The organism is Natronomonas gomsonensis (genome assembly GCF_024300825.1).
GTDB classification, from domain to species: Archaea; Halobacteriota; Halobacteria; order Halobacteriales; family Haloarculaceae; genus Natronomonas; species Natronomonas gomsonensis.
The window spans coordinates 1,230,124-1,245,690 of record NZ_CP101323.1; the positions used below are offsets into that span (position 1 = coordinate 1,230,124).

Sequence of the window (15,567 nt, forward strand, 5' to 3'; positions counted from 1 at the left end):
ACCGCCGTGCCGACAATCCTTTTGGACCCTTCGGCGCCGACTTTTGAACTCCTCGCCGCCGACAACGGTTTGTGGCGTTCCCGCGTACTGTAGATATGACCAATATCACTGCAAAGCCAACGCGGCTGGACGACGGCGACGACCTCGACGCGTTCGTCGCCGAACACGACATCGCCCTCGTCGAGTTCTACACGAAGGGCTGTGCGAAGTGTGCGGCGATGGAACCCGTACTGGGGAACGTCGCCAAGGCGACCGACGTGGCCGTCGGGATGGCGAATCCGGGCGACGACCTCGACCTCCTCGAGCGGTTCAACGTGCAGTCGGTTCCCACGCTCCTGTTGTTCCGGGACGGCGAGGTCGTCGCCCGAAAATCGAGCGGGTTCCAAGGGACGGAGGCCGTCGTCGGCTTCCTCGAATCGAACGCTCCCGGCGCCGTCGCGGGGCTGGAATAAGCGCCACCACCCACCTCGAATCTCGGCTCGCCGCCGTTTAAGAACGCCTCAAACAGTTCGTTTTCGCCGGCACGGTGCTGGTGGAGCGCCAGCAGCGAGACACCGAGGACATCGGCGTGTCGTCGACCGTTCTATCCCCCGTGGCACCGCCCATATCCGGGAACGGGCGTTGTCTGACACACAACGCCCGCCGACCTCGGAGGCGGGGTCAGTCCTCGTCGTCCTCGAACGGCGACCCCGCGGCGTCGGGTTCGTGGCCGGCAAGCGAGACGATGTTCTCTCGGCCGACGCGGAGTTTCGAGATGGTTCCCTCCTCTTCCATATCCGAGAGCAACATCGACACCTTCGATTTCGACCACCCGGTCTCCTCGACGATGTTCACCTGTTTCATGCGCCCACCGTTGTCCTCCAGCAGCGAGACGACCCGCTCGTCGTCGGGGATGAGTTCCTCTTCGGTGACGGTGGTCTCCGATTCGGCGTCGTCAGCGCTCTCCTCGGCTGCCGCCCCCGCGGCGGCGGCACCCGCCGCTTGGCCAGCGTCGCCGGCGTCACCATCGTCGTCCGCCGTCGCCGCCGCCCCGGGGTTGTCGTTGGAGAAGGCTCCCGAGCGGTAGGCGACCGCTCCGACGACACCCAGGAAGACGACGAAGACGAGAATCCCCACGGGAAGTAGCCATCCGGGGTCGCCGTCGCCGGCCGGGTCCGTCGTCACCTCAGTCGGCGTCGCCGTCGTCGCCGCCGATTCGGGGACGAGTTCGAGACGTGGGCGGTTGTCGGTGAACGTCCGTTCACCTTCCCACGTCACGGAATCGCTTTCGGCGAGCGTCTCACCCGACTGGATGCCGTCATCGGGCTGGACGGACTGGAACGCCATGCCGTCGCCGCGCTGGAACACCACGGTCTGGTTGGGACCGATGTACAGTCCGCCTTCGAAAGTGTCGCCGACGACGACGGTGTCCCCCTCGACGGGGGCGAACCCGATCCACGTGAACGACATCTCGACGATGCCGAACTCGTCGCCGGCGGGTCCGAACTGTTCGACCTGCGCGTCACGCCGGAACCCCTCGGCGGACATCTGCCGGCCGGTGGCGTTCGTGCCCGCGTCGGTCAGCGACTCCGCTCTGCTCTGGAAGTTCCGGTAGAGGTCGGTCTCGTTCGTGTTGAAATCCTCGGCGAACGCCTCGAAATCCGTGCGCTGTTGGTCGGTTTCGAGGCGCTGTTCGTAGCGAAACTGCCACTCCGCCGACCCGTTTCCGTAGACGGTGATGCGGAACTCGGTGCGGTCGGCGTCGAACTCCTGTGTGGCCAGCGTCTCCATGACTGCCGGCGCCGCGAGTTGCTGTTGGGTGGACTGGTCCCCGTAGACGGAACCGCCCCCGCCGGCCGTCGCGGGTGCTGCGAGCGCACAGACAAGCAGACTCACGACGAAGAGAGGGACGACCCACGTCCCGCGTGACCGTGCCATCAGTATCGTCCACCACGCCGGCGGCTTATAAAATCCCTCTGACTCGGGACACCCACGACCGAAAGTGCTGCCGAAGCAGACCGCATTCGCATTCGAGTGTTTCGACCGATATAGCGCTTTTGAGCGGCTGTATCTGACGGTTCAGTTTCGGCCACACCTCCGAAGTCGGCGACACGAGAGGGCGCCCGAAAGCCATCTTTGGGCGGGGGAACCTTCGCGGGTATCGGGCGCTGTCTCCCCGGTGTTTTTATCATCGCTGGGGCGAACATCGAACCATGTCTTCCGAGCCCTCCACCTCGGCGGCGGTCGACAGCGAGCAGTCCCCGGGCAGTTCGAACACCTACATCAACGCCTTGATTGGCGCCCTCGTCAGCGTCGTCAGCGGCTTTTTCATCCCGTTCGTCTCGCCGGTCATCGGCGGCGGCGTGGCGGCGTATCTCGACGGCGGCGACACCGAACACGGTGCCAAGGTCGGCGCGATATCTGGCGTCTTTGCCGCGGTACCGCTAATCTTCGTCGGGTTCTTCGTCATCGCGTTGCTCCTCGGTGCGCCGAACAGTCCAGCCGCACTCGGCATCTTCGGCTTCCTTATCATCGGCTTCGGACTCGCGCTTACGGTCGGGCTGAGCGCTCTCGGCGGTGTACTCGGTATCTACGCCAAAGACGAACTGTAGGCGGCTACGCCCGACGGTAGGTGACGAACGCCAACTCGCCGGCCGTCTCCCGGTCGACTTCGCGCCACTCCTCGCCGAACTCGGGAAACCGTGTGTCGCCGTCGGGCGACTCCGGGACCTCGGTCACGACCAGTTCCTCGGCGTCGTCGATGAACGCCTCGTAGACGGTCGCACCGCCGACGACGTACACCCACTCTCGGTCGTCGTCCAGCGCTTCCTCGGCCGCTTCGAGCGCCTCGTCGGTGTCGCGGGCATGGACGGCGCCCTCCGGTAGCGACAGCGACTCCTGCCGCGAGAGGACGACGTTCGTCCGCCCCGGCAGCGGCCCACCGAGTTGCCGCTCGATTGACTCGTAGGTCCGCCGACCCATCACGACCGGATGGCCCATCGTCGTCTCCTTGAAGTGGGCGAGGTCTGCGGGGTAGTGCCACGGCATCTCGCCGTCGGCACCGATGACGCCGTTTTCGGCGACGGCCGCGACCAGGGAGAGCCGAACCGTCATTCGGCGACCGCGAACTCCAGCCCGTCCTCGGGGTCGTACTCGTGTAACTGGATGTCGTCGTAAGTGAGGTTCTCGAGGGGTTTGTCGGCGACCTCGATGCGTGGCCTCTCGCCCGGTTGCCGAGTGAGTTGCTGTAGCAGTCCGGGAACGTGGTCGTAGCCCTCGTCGTCGGGTTCGGCAGGGGCTTCCGATTCGAGCCACGCCCGGATGTCGCCGTACTCCGAGCGCTCCGAGACGCCGGCGAGTCGCTCCTGTAGCCGCCCGAGATTGTCCGCGTACCACTCGCCGCGCTGTCCCTCCCCGCAGTAGACGTGGGCGTCGACGATGGTGTGGCCGAACGAGCCGACCTCGAAGTCGGTTCGGTTGGCGACGGCGTGAGCCAAGAGCGAGTACGCCGCGAGGTTGAACGGAACGCCCAAGGCGATGTCCCCGGAGCGCTGGGTGAGGTGGACGTTCAGGCGGTCGCCCTGAACGTTGAACACGTAGGTGTAGTGACACGGCGGCAGCGTCGAGACGGCGGCGTTCGCCGGGTGCCAGGCGTTGATGACCAATCGCCGGGAGTGGGGGTTCTCTTCGAGCGTGTCGAGGACGTACTGGAGTTGGTCGAACACTCGTCGTTCGGTGCCGTCGGGGGCCGTTTCCGTGGTCGTCCAGCGGTGGCCGTCGTCGGGCCAACTCTCGCCGGGGAGTCGAGCCGCGTCGTCGGGAACCGGGAACCGCCGCCAAAAGCGACCATAGGCGGTGTCGAGGTGGCCGTCCTCGTCGGCCCACGCGTCCCAGATTTTCGTCTCCTCGCGGAGGTTTCGGATGTGTTCCTCCCCGGAGAGATACCACATGAGTTCGTGGATGAGCGAGTTCCAGCGGTAGCCGTCCATCTTCTTCGTCGTCAACAGGGGGAAGCCCTCGGCGAGGTCGACCTCGTAGTGGTGGCTGAACGAGGCGACGGTGTCGACGCCGGTCCGGTTGGGTTTGTACGTCCCCTCGGCGAGCACGTCCGAGACGAGGTCGAGATACTGGCGCATTTACTACCAGTTCGTGGTGCACCGAGGGGGTAAAACCGTTCGGTCCGAACCGCTTTTCTCCCGGGCGAGCGAGGTCGGAGTCATGCCCTCCCCGGAACCGCAGGACCGTATCCAAGCCGGACCCGCCATCGTCGCCGTCGTCGCCGCGGTCGCACTGCTGTACAGCCTCCTCATCGCCCAACAGCTTCTGTTTGGGGCCGTCGTCGTCGGTCTCGTCTTCGTCGTCTATCTCCTCTGGCGACTCGTCCGCGCCACCGAGCGAATCGCGGCCGCAGTCGACCCCGACGAGTAACGCCTCACCGCTCGGCGAACATCCGGAGTGCAATCTGGAGGACGTGAACGAACACACCGGTAAAGGCGACGTAGATGCCGAGTGCGTGAATCAGCGCCGAGTTGGGGTCGTAGTTCGCCTTGACGTGCCAGATTTCGTAGCCGAGTCGCAACGCGAACCCGAGGAAGACGAACAGGAAGCCGACAGCGAGAACGACGGGGACGAACGACCCGACCAACACGAGGACGGCGCCGACGATGAACGCCCCGAACGACCACGTGCTCCAGTGGTCGAACTCGGCGTCACGGAGGTACACGTAGGCGGCGATGGCGACGGTCATCGCGACGGTGACGCCGAGCGTGACGGCCAACAGCGTCCCGCGAAGGTCCGCCGGCGCTCGGCCGAGGACGCCGCCGCCGAACAGGCTGTATGCGACCTGCAACAGCGCGGTACCGAACGCCGCCAGCGCCATCGAACCCGACCGGAGTCCGCGTTCGGCCGCGATGTTGCCGCCGGTCAAGGCGGCGCCGTAGACGACGAAACCCAGTATCGGAACCGAAAACAGCAGGTCGTTGACCGCCGACAGCGGCGTCGCAGCGACGACGTACATCAGGGCGACGTTGACGGCAACGAGCGCCGCCGCGGGCACCGCGACACTGCGGAACCGTGGGTAGGCGGTTCGACCCGGTGTCGAGTAGGTTTCCATACCCGGTCTGCTATCCGTGGTCGAATATACGCTTTGGCCCACGTCGTTTAATATCGGAGCGAACGAGGAGATGGTATGGACTACGAGACGGCGAGCACCGACGACATCGACAGCGTCGTTCCGGAGGAGTACGGCGGGATGTGGTTCTTCCGTGAGCCGCTTGACTGTGAGAACCTCGGCGTGACGCTGCTGGAGCTCGAACCCGAGGCGAAAGGGAAACCCCACGACCACGCGGGCGACGGCCAAGAGGAGGTGTATCTCGTCGTCGACGGCGAACTGACGGTCCAGTTGGGCGGTAGCGAGGACGAACCAGCCGAAACTGAGGCGACGCTTTCGTCGGGGGAGGCGATTCGCGTCGGCGCCGAAACGCGGCGGCAACTGCACAACCACGGCGACGAACGGCTCCGTGTCGTCGTCGCCGGCGCGCCCTAATCGGCGTCGGGTACGTATTTCACGCGGGCCATTCAAGCGGGGCGTATGTCAGGGCACTCCATCGATGCCCGGTCGGTGGCGAAATGAGGGGGTTCAATCGACGGTTCCTGCAGGTCGCCGTGTGCCTGCTGCCGTTTGCGGTCGCGTTGCTCCGCGACCGGCGGCGATTCATCTTCTTCGGTGGTTCCCGTCACGTCCCCGAAGAGACCCACCGACGGCGAGCAGAGCGGTTGGTCGAGACGCTCTTGGAGTTGGGCGCGGCGTTCATCAAGGCCGGTCAGGTACTGTCGACCCGTCCGGACATCGTTCCGCCGGTGTACGCCGAGGCGCTCTCGACGCTGCAGGACGAGGTTCCGGAGGAGACCGGACAGGATCCGGCCGAACTCGTCGCGGCAGACCTCGGTGATGCGGTCGACGCCGGGACGCTCGACCCGGTCGCGGGCGGGTCGTTGGCCTACGTCTACACCGCGGTCGTCGACGGCGAGACGGTCGCGCTAAAGGTGCGGCGGCCGGGGTTGAAACCCCGAATCGAGCGCGACCTCCGGGTCATCAGGCGACTCGTTCCCGTCGTCGGGTTCTTCGCCAGCGAGCGCCAAGAGTACTCGGTTCGGAACATCGCCGACGACTTCGAGCGCATCATCCTCGAGGAACTGGACTTCCAGCGGGAGGCCGGAATGATGCGGGACATCGGCGAGAACTTCGCCGACGACGACCGGGTGTACATCCCCGAGGTCGACGAAGCGCGGACGACAGAACGGGTGTTGGTCATGGAGCACGTCACCGGTCGGAAAGTGACCGACGAGGGCGCACTCGACCGCGTCGGCGTCGACCCCGAGGAGATGGCGCGTCGCATCGCCGACGTGTATCTCACGATGGGGCTGGAGCACGGCGTCTTCCACGCCGATCCCCATCCGGGGAACCTCGCGGTACTCGACGACGGCCGACTCCTCATCTACGACTACGGGATGAGCGAGCGACTCACGCCGGAGACGCAGGCGCGAATCGTCGACCTCTATCAGTCGCTGGCGCGTCGCGACGCCGACGGCATCATCGACGCCCTCGTCGCGCTCGACGTGCTCTCGCCGACGGTCGACCGAACGGAGGTTCGCCACGTCATCGAACTCGCGATGGAGAACCTCGAAGGGCGCTCGGACATCGACTGGCGCGACATCTTCACAGAACTGTTCGGGATGCTCCATGACTTCCCGTTTCGGATTCCGCCGAACGTGATGTTGCTCATTCGGGTGGGGACCGTCACCGAGGGGGTGTGTCGGCAACTCGACCCCGAGTTCGACTTCGTCACCTTCGTCCGGTCGTTCCTCCTCGAACACGGCCTCTTCCAGCGGGAAGTCCAAAACGTCGCCGGGGAGATTACCTCGGATATCCGGACCTCGGTTCCGGCGCTTGCTCGCCTACCGACGCGGGCCGACAGACTGTTGGACCGCATCGAGCGGAACGAACTGCGAGTCAAAACCGAACGCCGGGACGATTCGACGGGTCGGGCCGTCGGCTATGCGGTGGTGTCCGGCGCCCTGTTCGTCGCCAGCGCGATGTTGACGTTCCACAGCCAGCCCTACGAGTTCCTCGGCGTGGCCGTGGGGGTCGTCTTTCTGTTGCTGTTTTACAGAACCGCGTAGGGACACCCTTCATTGTCCCCGGTCTCGACTACCCGAGTATGTATCTCGGAGACGCGACTTGGCCGGAGGCTGGCGACCACCTCGCCGAGGAATCCCTCGCAGTCGTCCCCGTCGGGTCGACGGAACAGCACGGACCGCATCTACCGCTCTCGACGGACCACGTCATCGCGGAGGGACTCGCACGGGCGGCCGCCGACCGTGCCGACCTGCTGTGTACGCCGACCGTGAACGTCGGCGTCAGCCCCCACCACCGCCAGTTTCACGGGACGATGTCGGTCGACGCGCCTGTCTTTCGCGATTACATGGAGTCGCTGTCGCGAAGCCTCGTCTATCAGGGCATCGACCGAATCGTCTACGTCAACGCCCACGGCGGCAACGTCGAACATCTCCAGGAGGTCGGTCGACGACTCCACGAGGACGCCGCCGCCTACGCCGTCGAGTGGATGTGGGACGAGTCCATCCCGGAGTTGGTCGACGACCTCTTCGAACAGAACGGTCCCCACGCCGGCCCGAAGGAGACCTCGATGGTGTGGCACATCGCCGACCTCGTTCGGGAGGGCGAACTCGAAGCCGCCCGAGACGGCGGGTTGACCGATATCGAATCCGCGGCCACCCATCGAAACGGTGCGAGACTGTTCTACGATTCCATCGAGAACGCCGACAACGGCGCTTTCGGCGACCCGACCGACGCCTCCGCGGAGAAGGGCGAACAACTGTTCGAGGCCGCCTGCAAGCAGCTAATCGAATTGTGTACGTGGCTTGACGCCCAGCCGTGGGAGACGCTCGCCCCCCGAGACCACGTCCGCGAGCGGACCGAGGAACGATAGGCCAAAGTACCGGCCGGTCCCACCGACGGGTATGAGCGACGACCACGCAGACCACGAACACCACCCAGACGAATCGTCCGAGGAGCGAACCACCGCACCGCAGAGCGACTACACCGGCCGTGACGTGGCCATTGGGTTCGTCGTCGCGCTCGTCGGGATGGCCGTCGTCTTCGGCGTGCCGCTGCTTTTGGGTTAAGTCGACACGTTTCCCACCCCTCAGTTTTCGGCCGATTTGACGTACCGTCGGACGGCGTAGAAGCCGGCAGCGTAGATGCCGAACGAGAAGATGCCTATCGAGAAGATACCGATAGCGAAGACGCCGACCGAGAAAATCCCGGCCGCGAAGATGCCGACCGAGAAGACGCCTGCCGAAAGGACGCCCACGCTGAAGTTCCCGGCTGCGAGGTATCCGACCGCGGAGTCGCCAGCGGCCAACACATCGAATCCAGCTATCGTCTCGATGCCCGCGACGGTCAATCCAAGTGCGACGAGTAGCAGACCGACGACGACCACGCCAGTCACGTCTTCCCAATCGAAGCTCATGTACGGGCGTTTTTACCCATAACATATATATCACCCTGCCAATCTTAGTTGTTGGGACGGTCCGCTACGGAAGCAAATAGATGACGGACCACATCGCAGCGGCCCCGACAATCGGAATCGTGAGGTTGTCGTCGACGACGAATCCACGAACGATGGGTTTGACGCCGTCGGCGACCGTCGCCCCCGCGGCCCCCGCAACCGCGGCCGCGAGGGGAACGAACGGGACGGCCAACAGGAGGCTGGCGGTGAACATCCCGACGAGGACGCGGGGGCGTTTCACGGTTCGGAGCTCCCCCGACGAGAGTATCCCGCTGACGGGGTCCCCGAGCGTCAACATGAACAGCGCCGGAACCGCGATTCGTGGCTCGAACAGGAGGACGACGACGGTGCCACTGAGGACGTACAGCGCGTAGCCGGCGACGCTGTCCTCCTCGTACTCACGGGTGAGACGGTCGTAGAACGCGTGGTCGAGACCGCCGTAGAGGCGGGCGAATTCGAGCACGCCGGTCAGAATGAGCCCCGCGACGGCCACCGCCTGAACGAGCGGCCACGTGACGACGCCGGCCTCCAAGACGTGTTCGTCCAGCAGATACGCGCCGGGAATCACGGCGCCGGAGGCGTGAACGAGACGCCGACCCAACTCGAGCGACATACCCGTCCGTCGGTATGGGGGGACTTAGGTCCAACTTTCCGCAACTGCCGTGGGCTTTTCTACGCATCGGTCCCAACGTGGCGTGAATGGAAGATTCGGGAGGCGAACTCGGCATCGGGGGCGATGCCGCGTGGGTCGCAGCAGCGCTCGTCCTCGTTGCGAGTCTCGGCGGCGCCGTCGTCCTTGCGGAGTGGCCGCTGTGGGGTGTTTCCACAGCACAGCCGGCGGAACCACAACTGGTCGAACCGACTGACAACGGCACGGCGCTGTGGCCCTACACCGCGAGGCGCCCGGACCACAGCAGTCGAACCCTCGGCATCAACATCGTCTTCTACGGAAATCCCGACGACGTCCGCACGGCGCTCACAGAGCAGTCGGCCCTAAAGTGGGAGTCGGATGCGCGAGCCGACCGAGAGGCCGACAGCGAAACGGTGTCCGCCGAACGCGTCGACATCGACACGAACGCGAGCAACCTCACCGAAATCATCTCGTGGACGCCAGCGACGGGCGCAAACCGATACGTCTACGTCGAAACCGACGGCGGCGGCCGGTGGCTCGGCGAATCCTACCAACTCCACTCGGGGACGTACCTCGGGTCGCGAAGCCACATCCGCGCCTACGAGGACCCGAACGAGGAGTGGACCGCCATCCAGAGCCACGAGGAACACTGGGACTGGTTTCGACTCCGACACACCGTGACCGGAATCAGCGACTCCCAGCGAGCCATCGAGCGCGACTTCATGGACAAACCCTACGTCGAGGAGGTCGTTCGGATGCCGTACGGAAACGGCACCCTCGATGCCGACGGGTGGGTGACGGGAATTCGACTCGTCGGGGCGCTCCTGCCGTTGGCGTTGTTCGGCGTTGTCGGTCGGAGCCGTCGCATGAAACGTGACGCCGTACGGTTCTTCCGACAGCACCGCCGCGAACTCGGCCTCGGAGGCGGGTTGTTCGTACTGTATACGAGCGTTCGTCACGTCGGCATCCTCCTTGAGACGACGTTCCCAGGGCTCCCGCCGAAGGCCATCGCCGCGCCGCTGTACGTCGCACTCGTGGCCGGGACGCCAGCGATTGCGTACGTGCTAGGGAGGGACTCCGACCGCGTGTGGGCGTTTGCCTTCGCCGCGGTGGGACTTGGGGCCGCCTTCGTCGTCGATTTCGCCGCCATGGGCGTCTCGGTGCTACCGTTGCGCGTGGTGCTTCACCGAGGGTCGGTACTGCTCGCGGTCGGACTCGTCGCCGTCGGTGCCGCAATGCGCGAGGGTGTCGATGGGCGACCCGACGCGCTCGTCGTCGGGAGTGTCGGTTGGCTGTTCACCCTCGGGGCGCCACTGTTGGGGTATTTGTAACCCCAGACATCGACGGAGAACTTTATACGTATACATACGAGAACATAAGAACACGCATGGCGCCCGACTCAGCCCTCCGTCGCCGTGCGGTACTCGCGAGCGGTCTCGGGGCGCTCACGGCCACGAGTGGCTGTGTCAGCGAACTCCGGAGTATCGCCGGTCGGGAAGCCTCCGAACAGCTATCGCTCTCTATCTCGACGCTTCCTGCCTCTGAAGACCCCTATTCGGTTCGTATCGCCAACCGCCTTGCAACCAACCTCACTCGAGTCGGTGTCGACACGTCGGTCAGCCCGATGGAATCGAGCGAACTCTTCCAGAACGTCCTCATCAACCTCGATTTCGACATTTATGTCGCTCGCTATCCGGCCCAAGGGGCTCCCGACGAACTACGGTCGTTGTTGTACTCCAGTTACGGCGAAGAGGCGGGGTGGCAGAACCCCTTCGGGTTCAGCGACCTCGAGATGGACGACATCCTGGACCAACAGCGACACCTCTCGGGGACCGACAGAGCGGAGTTGGTTCGTGAGATTCAACGGGAGGTCGTCAAGAAGCAACCGTTCACCGTCGTCGCCTTCCCGGACCGAATCGCCGGCGTCCGCACCGACCGGTATCGGGGCTGGCCCAACGGCGGCATTCGTCGCCCGACCGACTACCTCCCGCTCGTTCACACCGGTGAGACTGACCGCCTGCACCTGCTCATCCGGGACCCACGGGTGACGGAGAACCGGAACCCGATAGCCGTCGAGTACCGCGACAGCGGTATCGTGACGGGCCTGCTGTACGAACCGCTGGCTCGAACGATAGACGGAGAGGCGATACCGTGGCTCGCACGCGAGGTCGAGTGGAGCGACGGCGACCGACTGACGGCGACCGTCACGCTTCGTGAGACGCCGTGGCACGACGGCGAGACGGTGACCGCAAACGACGTGGCGTTCACCTACGACTTCTTGGCCGACACGTCGCTCGGGAACTCCGAGACGGCCGTCCCGACACCGTGGCGACGGGGCCGTCTCTCGCTCGTCGAGTCCGTTCGAGCCAAAAACGACGAGGAGGTGCATATCACGTTCACGGCCTCGGAAATCGAGCCTGCACGGCGAGCGCTGGAGGTTCCCGTTCTCCCAGAACACATCTGGCGGGAACGGAGCGACACCGTCGACATCGCGGGCATCGACATCGCCGGTCAGACGACCGAGGCGCTGGTCTGGACCAACGAATCGCCCGTCGGGAGCGGACCGGTACAGTTCAGCGACGCCAGCGTCGACAGTTACCTCACGCTCGACGCCTTCCCGCAGCACTTCCTGCACGACGGCGATGCGACGGGAATCCCGGAGCGATTCGCCGACGGCGTTCCCTTCAGTCGACTCCGCATCACGGTCGTCCCATCCGACGACGCGGCCGTCGAACTGCTGGAATCGAACGATGCCGACGCGACGGTGAGCGGCGTGACCGCTTCGGTCGTGCCACGCATTGGCCGGAACGACGACATCGACCTCACGGTGGGCCGCTCGGAGACGTTCCACCACGTCGGCTACAACTGTCGACGGGCGCCGTTGTCGAACCCGCGGTTCCGCCGCACCGTCGCCCGGTTGCTCGACCGCGGCCACATCGTCAGAGACGCCTTCGAGGGGTACGCCAGCCCCTCGGAGACACCGTTGGGGGAGCCGTGGCAGCCCACTGAGTTGGAGTGGTCCGGTACGGCGTCGCTGCCGTTCCTCGGTGAGGACGGCAAACTCGACGTGCCGGCCGCACGGGAGGCGTTCCGTGACGCCGGCTACCAGTACGACGACAGCGACCGACTCGTCAGACGGGGGGCAGCGTAATGCTCGGCATCGTCCTCACACAACTGTTGCTTGTCGTGACGCTTTTGCTCGCCGCCGGGGCGGCGCTGTTCATCGGCCGAGATCGTCTTCAACAGACGCGTACGGAGTACCGCACGCGGCTCACGTCGATTTCGCCCTACATGGGACTGCTCGGCATCGTCCTCGTGGCGAACAAGGTCGCACGCGACATCGGCCCGGACATCTCGTGGGTCATCGGTTGGAACATCACGCCGTACATTCACGAACTCGACGGCCTGCTGTTGGCCCCGTTCTACCGAGGACAGGCCCCGCAGGTCGTCGTCTGGCTGCAGTCGATGGCGACGCCGGAGTTAACGCTGTACTTCACGTCCATCTACGTGTACGGCTACGTGTTCCTGTTGGCCTTCCCGGTGGTCGCGTACTTCGCGCTCCCGGACCCGCGGCCGCTCCGGCGAACCATCGTCGCCTACGGTGCGAACTACGTCATTGGCGTCACCTGCTACATCGTCTTCATCGCCTACGGACCCCGGAACCTCCTCTCGGAATCCGTCGAGGGACTGATGTTCAGCCACCACTCACAGTACCAGTTCCTCACGACGGCTATCAACTCCGAGACGAACGTGTTCCCCTCGCTGCACACGTCGATGGCAGTCACCGCACTCGTCCTCGCGTGGACGACTCACGACGAGTACCCGCGGTGGACACCCGTCGCCGCCCTTCTCGCCTCGAGCGTCGTGGTGGCGACGATGTATCTCGGGATTCACTGGGCAACGGACGTCATCTTCGGCATCCTCCTCGGCGTCGTAAGCGTCAAAATCGGACAGCGGATGGAGGAGAACCCACCGGAGTTCGTCCGACTACGTCGGTGGAGCCGAAGCCTTCAGAACCTCATGCCAACTCGCGCGAAATGACGGCTCGGAGGTCCGCGATGGCGTCGGCAGCGTAGTCGAGTTCGAAATCGCCGACGGTGAGTTCGAGTCGGCCCGTCTCCGTCGCTTCACCGAGTTTCTCGACCGGTGCGACGCCGTCGAAGCGCTCCCGAACCGACTCGGGGTCGGTCGTCTCGACGACGACGCGGCCGACGGCCTCCGAGAACAGCGCTTCGAGCGGCGACTTCTCCTCCGGTAGAGTCACGTCGGCACCGGCCTCGCCGACCATTTCGGCGAGCGTGACCGCGAGGCCGCCGTGGCTCACGTCGTGAGTCGAGTGCGTGGCGTCGTGTTCCGCCACATCCGCGATGGCCGCGACGGCATCGGCCGCGTTCTCGGGCACTGCCGGGAACCGGTCGGTGCCGCCGAACTGCGCCAGCAGTTCCGACCCGCCCAGCGAGCGGTCGTCGGAGCCACCAACGACCAAGAGCGTTCCCTCACTGTCGAGGGCGGAACTCGGCGCGTCGTAGCCGGCCTTCGTGCCCGCCATCGCGAGCGTCGGCGTCGGCGGAATCGGACCGGACGGGGAGTCGTTGTACAGCGAGACGTTGCCGCCGACGACGGGCACCTCAAGGTGCGAACACATGTCGGCGAGGCCGTCGACGATACCCTGAAAGCCGCCGTACACGTCCGGCTTTTCGGGGTTGCCACCGTTGAGACAGTCGACGGCCGCAAGCGGTGTCGTCCCCTTCGCCGCGAGGTTCGTAGCGTTCTCCAAGGCGATTGCACGGGCGCCCTCGTAAGGGGCGGTGTCGGTCCAGTTGGGGTCGGCACCCGACGTGAACCCGAGGCCGGTGCCGTTCTCTCGAATGGCCATCAGCGCCGCGTCGTCGCCGGGTTTCATCGCCGTCCGCGTGCCGACCTCGTGGTCGTACTGGCGGTACACCCACTCCTTCGAGGCGGTGTTCGGCGAGGCGACGATTGCCTCGAAGGCCTCGGTGGGGTCCACGTCGGGCAGGTCCCGTTCCGGTTGGGTCGGTTCGACGTGTGGTAGGTCGTTCATCGGCGCACCCTCCGCGAGGTAGTCGGCGTCGACATCGACGACGACCTCGCCGTCGAACTCACAGACGTAGTTGCCCTCGGTCACCTCGCCGATGACCGAACAGCCGAGGTCGTACTTTGCGGCGATTTCGGCGACGCGGTCGACGTCCTCCGGGCGGACCTCGTAGCACATCCGCTCTTGGGATTCCGCGAGCAGGATTTCCAGCGCGTTCATGTTCGGCTCGCGCTGGTGGACCGCCTCGAGGTCGATGTGAGCGCCGAGACCGCCCTTGGCGACGAGTTCGGAGGAAGCGCCGCCGAGCCCCGCCGCACCCAAATCGCGTGCAGCCCGCAACAGTCCCTCGTCGACCAACTCCTCGTTGGCCTCGATGAGTCGCTTTTCGGCGTAGGGGTCGCCGACCTGAACTGCGGGGCGGTCTTCGGTTTCGGCGTCCTCGGCGAGGTCCTCGCTGGCGAAGGAGGCGCCGCCGAGGCCGTCACGGCCCGTCGCGTTGCCGACCAAGACGAGTTTGTTGCCCGGCGTCTGGGCTTCGGCGGTGACGAGGCGCTCTTCGTTGGTCAGGCCGATGCAGGCGACGTTGACGAGCGGATTGCCCTCGTAGTCGTCGTGAAAGGCGACCGACCCAGTCACCGTCGGGACGCCAATACAGTTGCCGTAGTGGGAGATTCCCTCGACGACGCCCTCGAAGAGATATCGGGAGTGTTCGCGGTCGAAGTCGCCGAAGTAGAGGCTGTCGGCGAGCGCGATGGGATAGGCGCCCATCGACAGCGTGTCGCGGACGATGCCGCCGACGCCCGTCGCCGCGCCGTCGAACGGGTCGACGTAGGAGGGGTGGTTGTGGCTCTCGATACCCATCGTGATGTACGTCTCGCTGTTCTCGCCGGTTTCTGGGTCTGGAAGCGCGACAACGGCGGCGTCGTCGCCCGGCCCCACGACGACCTGGTCGCCCTCGCTGTCGAAGGCCGACAACAGCGGCCGCGAGGAGCGATAGGCACAGTGTTCGCTCCAGAGGTTCTCGAACAGCGTTTCCTCAGCGGGCGTTGGGTCTCGGCCCAGTTCCTCGACGACGAGTTCGCGGTCCGACGGCGCGAGTGGCATTCATCCGTATGCTTCTTTCGGGTGGATAAATCGCTTTTCATGTGCACGTTCGTGTATTACGATAGCCAGCCGAACGTCGTGTTAATCGTTAACGGTAGTTAGGAGACTAAATATTCTCGTCGACGTACCCCGACGGACATGACGACGCTCGCTCCGGCGAAGGCGGCCTGTGCCGACCGGGTTATCCGATTGGCACTCCTACAAGA

17 protein-coding genes are annotated in these 15,567 nt (G+C 65.2%); 10 read left to right on the forward strand and 7 right to left on the reverse strand.

The genetic code is table 11. From position 1 onward, the window contains the following. Window positions 1-95 precede the first annotated feature (95 nt). Window positions 96-452 (forward strand): thioredoxin family protein, encoded by a 357-nt coding sequence (locus NMP98_RS06785; protein ID WP_254860770.1) that lies wholly within the window; start codon window positions 96-98, stop codon window positions 450-452. Between the two features lie 208 nt (window positions 453-660). Here the strand turns inward: NMP98_RS06785 and NMP98_RS06790 are convergent, their stop codons facing one another. Beyond that, window positions 661-1,917, reverse strand: coding sequence for a helix-turn-helix transcriptional regulator (locus NMP98_RS06790; protein ID WP_254860771.1), 1,257 nt, complete (start codon window positions 1,915-1,917; stop codon window positions 661-663). 275 nt (window positions 1,918-2,192) lie between these two features. Between NMP98_RS06790 and NMP98_RS06795 the strand changes: the two genes are divergently transcribed. Beyond that, window positions 2,193-2,591 (forward strand): DUF5518 domain-containing protein, encoded by a 399-nt coding sequence (locus NMP98_RS06795; protein WP_254860772.1) that lies wholly within the window; start codon window positions 2,193-2,195, stop codon window positions 2,589-2,591. Window positions 2,592-2,595: 4 nt separating this feature from the next. Here NMP98_RS06795 and NMP98_RS06800 read toward each other — a convergent pair whose 3' ends face one another. Together NMP98_RS06800 and thyA are read right to left on the reverse strand one after the other, a co-directional pair. Continuing rightward, window positions 2,596-3,093, reverse strand: coding sequence for a dihydrofolate reductase (locus NMP98_RS06800; protein WP_254860773.1), 498 nt, complete (start codon window positions 3,091-3,093; stop codon window positions 2,596-2,598). Then, on the reverse strand, window positions 3,090-4,115 hold the full coding sequence (gene thyA / locus NMP98_RS06805) for a thymidylate synthase (protein WP_254860774.1): 1,026 nt from the start codon (window positions 4,113-4,115) through the stop codon (window positions 3,090-3,092). The genes NMP98_RS06800 and thyA overlap by 4 nt, the downstream gene beginning before the upstream one ends. An 82-nt stretch (window positions 4,116-4,197) precedes the next feature. On the opposite strand from thyA, the gene NMP98_RS06810 reads away from it, so the two are divergent. Further along, window positions 4,198-4,407 (forward strand): DUF8066 domain-containing protein, encoded by a 210-nt coding sequence (locus NMP98_RS06810; RefSeq protein ID WP_254860775.1) that lies wholly within the window; start codon window positions 4,198-4,200, stop codon window positions 4,405-4,407. 4 nt (window positions 4,408-4,411) lie between these two features. Here the strand turns inward: NMP98_RS06810 and NMP98_RS06815 are convergent, their stop codons facing one another. Then, window positions 4,412-5,092 (reverse strand): Bax inhibitor-1 family protein, encoded by a 681-nt coding sequence (locus NMP98_RS06815; RefSeq protein ID WP_254860776.1) that lies wholly within the window; start codon window positions 5,090-5,092, stop codon window positions 4,412-4,414. 75 nt (window positions 5,093-5,167) lie between these two features. Here NMP98_RS06815 and NMP98_RS06820 point away from each other — a divergent pair, with 75 nt between their 5' ends. The 4 genes from NMP98_RS06820 to NMP98_RS06835 all read left to right on the forward strand — a co-directional run bounded on the left by NMP98_RS06820 (window position 5,168) and on the right by NMP98_RS06835 (window position 8,184). Further along, window positions 5,168-5,524, forward strand: a complete 357-nt coding sequence (locus tag NMP98_RS06820; protein WP_254860777.1) for a cupin domain-containing protein — start codon at window positions 5,168-5,170, stop codon at window positions 5,522-5,524. Window positions 5,525-5,607: 83 nt separating this feature from the next. Continuing rightward, on the forward strand, window positions 5,608-7,161 hold the full coding sequence (locus tag NMP98_RS06825; RefSeq protein WP_254860778.1) for an ABC1 kinase family protein: 1,554 nt from the start codon (window positions 5,608-5,610) through the stop codon (window positions 7,159-7,161). A gap of 38 nt (window positions 7,162-7,199) precedes the next feature. Next, on the forward strand, window positions 7,200-7,988 hold the full coding sequence (locus NMP98_RS06830) for a creatininase family protein (protein WP_254860779.1): 789 nt from the start codon (window positions 7,200-7,202) through the stop codon (window positions 7,986-7,988). A gap of 31 nt (window positions 7,989-8,019) precedes the next feature. Next, entirely contained in the window at window positions 8,020-8,184 is a 165-nt protein-coding gene (locus NMP98_RS06835; RefSeq protein WP_254860780.1) for a DUF7550 family protein, read from the forward strand. A gap of 20 nt (window positions 8,185-8,204) precedes the next feature. On the opposite strand, the gene NMP98_RS06840 is transcribed toward NMP98_RS06835, so the two are convergent. Both NMP98_RS06840 and NMP98_RS06845 read right to left on the reverse strand, forming a co-directional pair. After that, the gene (locus NMP98_RS06840; protein WP_254860781.1) at window positions 8,205-8,531 is read right to left on the reverse strand and encodes a hypothetical protein; all 327 of its coding nucleotides are present in this window, start codon (window positions 8,529-8,531) and stop codon (window positions 8,205-8,207) included. Window positions 8,532-8,595: 64 nt separating this feature from the next. Further along, a complete protein-coding gene (locus NMP98_RS06845) occupies window positions 8,596-9,183 on the reverse strand; it encodes a diacylglycerol/polyprenol kinase family protein (protein WP_254860782.1) in 588 nt (195 codons plus the stop codon). An 86-nt stretch (window positions 9,184-9,269) separates the two neighbouring features. Here NMP98_RS06845 and NMP98_RS06850 point away from each other — a divergent pair, with 86 nt between their 5' ends. The 3 genes from NMP98_RS06850 to NMP98_RS06860 are packed head-to-tail and all read left to right on the forward strand — an operon-like array spanning window position 9,270 to window position 13,242. After that, complete coding sequence (locus NMP98_RS06850; RefSeq protein WP_254860783.1) at window positions 9,270-10,532, forward strand: hypothetical protein; 1,263 nt, start codon at window positions 9,270-9,272, stop codon at window positions 10,530-10,532. Between the two features lie 56 nt (window positions 10,533-10,588). Then, window positions 10,589-12,352 carry an ABC transporter substrate-binding protein gene (locus tag NMP98_RS06855; protein WP_254860784.1) on the forward strand — a complete coding sequence of 588 codons (1,764 nt, stop codon included), beginning with the start codon at window positions 10,589-10,591 and terminating at the stop codon, window positions 12,350-12,352. Continuing rightward, the gene (locus NMP98_RS06860) at window positions 12,352-13,242 is read left to right on the forward strand and encodes a phosphatase PAP2 family protein (protein ID WP_254860785.1); all 891 of its coding nucleotides are present in this window, start codon (window positions 12,352-12,354) and stop codon (window positions 13,240-13,242) included. Before NMP98_RS06855 ends, NMP98_RS06860 begins: the two co-directional genes overlap by 1 nt. Here NMP98_RS06860 and purL read toward each other — a convergent pair. Then, window positions 13,220-15,361, reverse strand: coding sequence for a phosphoribosylformylglycinamidine synthase subunit PurL (gene purL, locus NMP98_RS06865; RefSeq protein WP_254860786.1), 2,142 nt, complete (start codon window positions 15,359-15,361; stop codon window positions 13,220-13,222). The two genes, NMP98_RS06860 and purL, sit on opposite strands and share 23 nt — an antisense overlap. Window positions 15,362-15,567 lie beyond the last annotated feature (206 nt).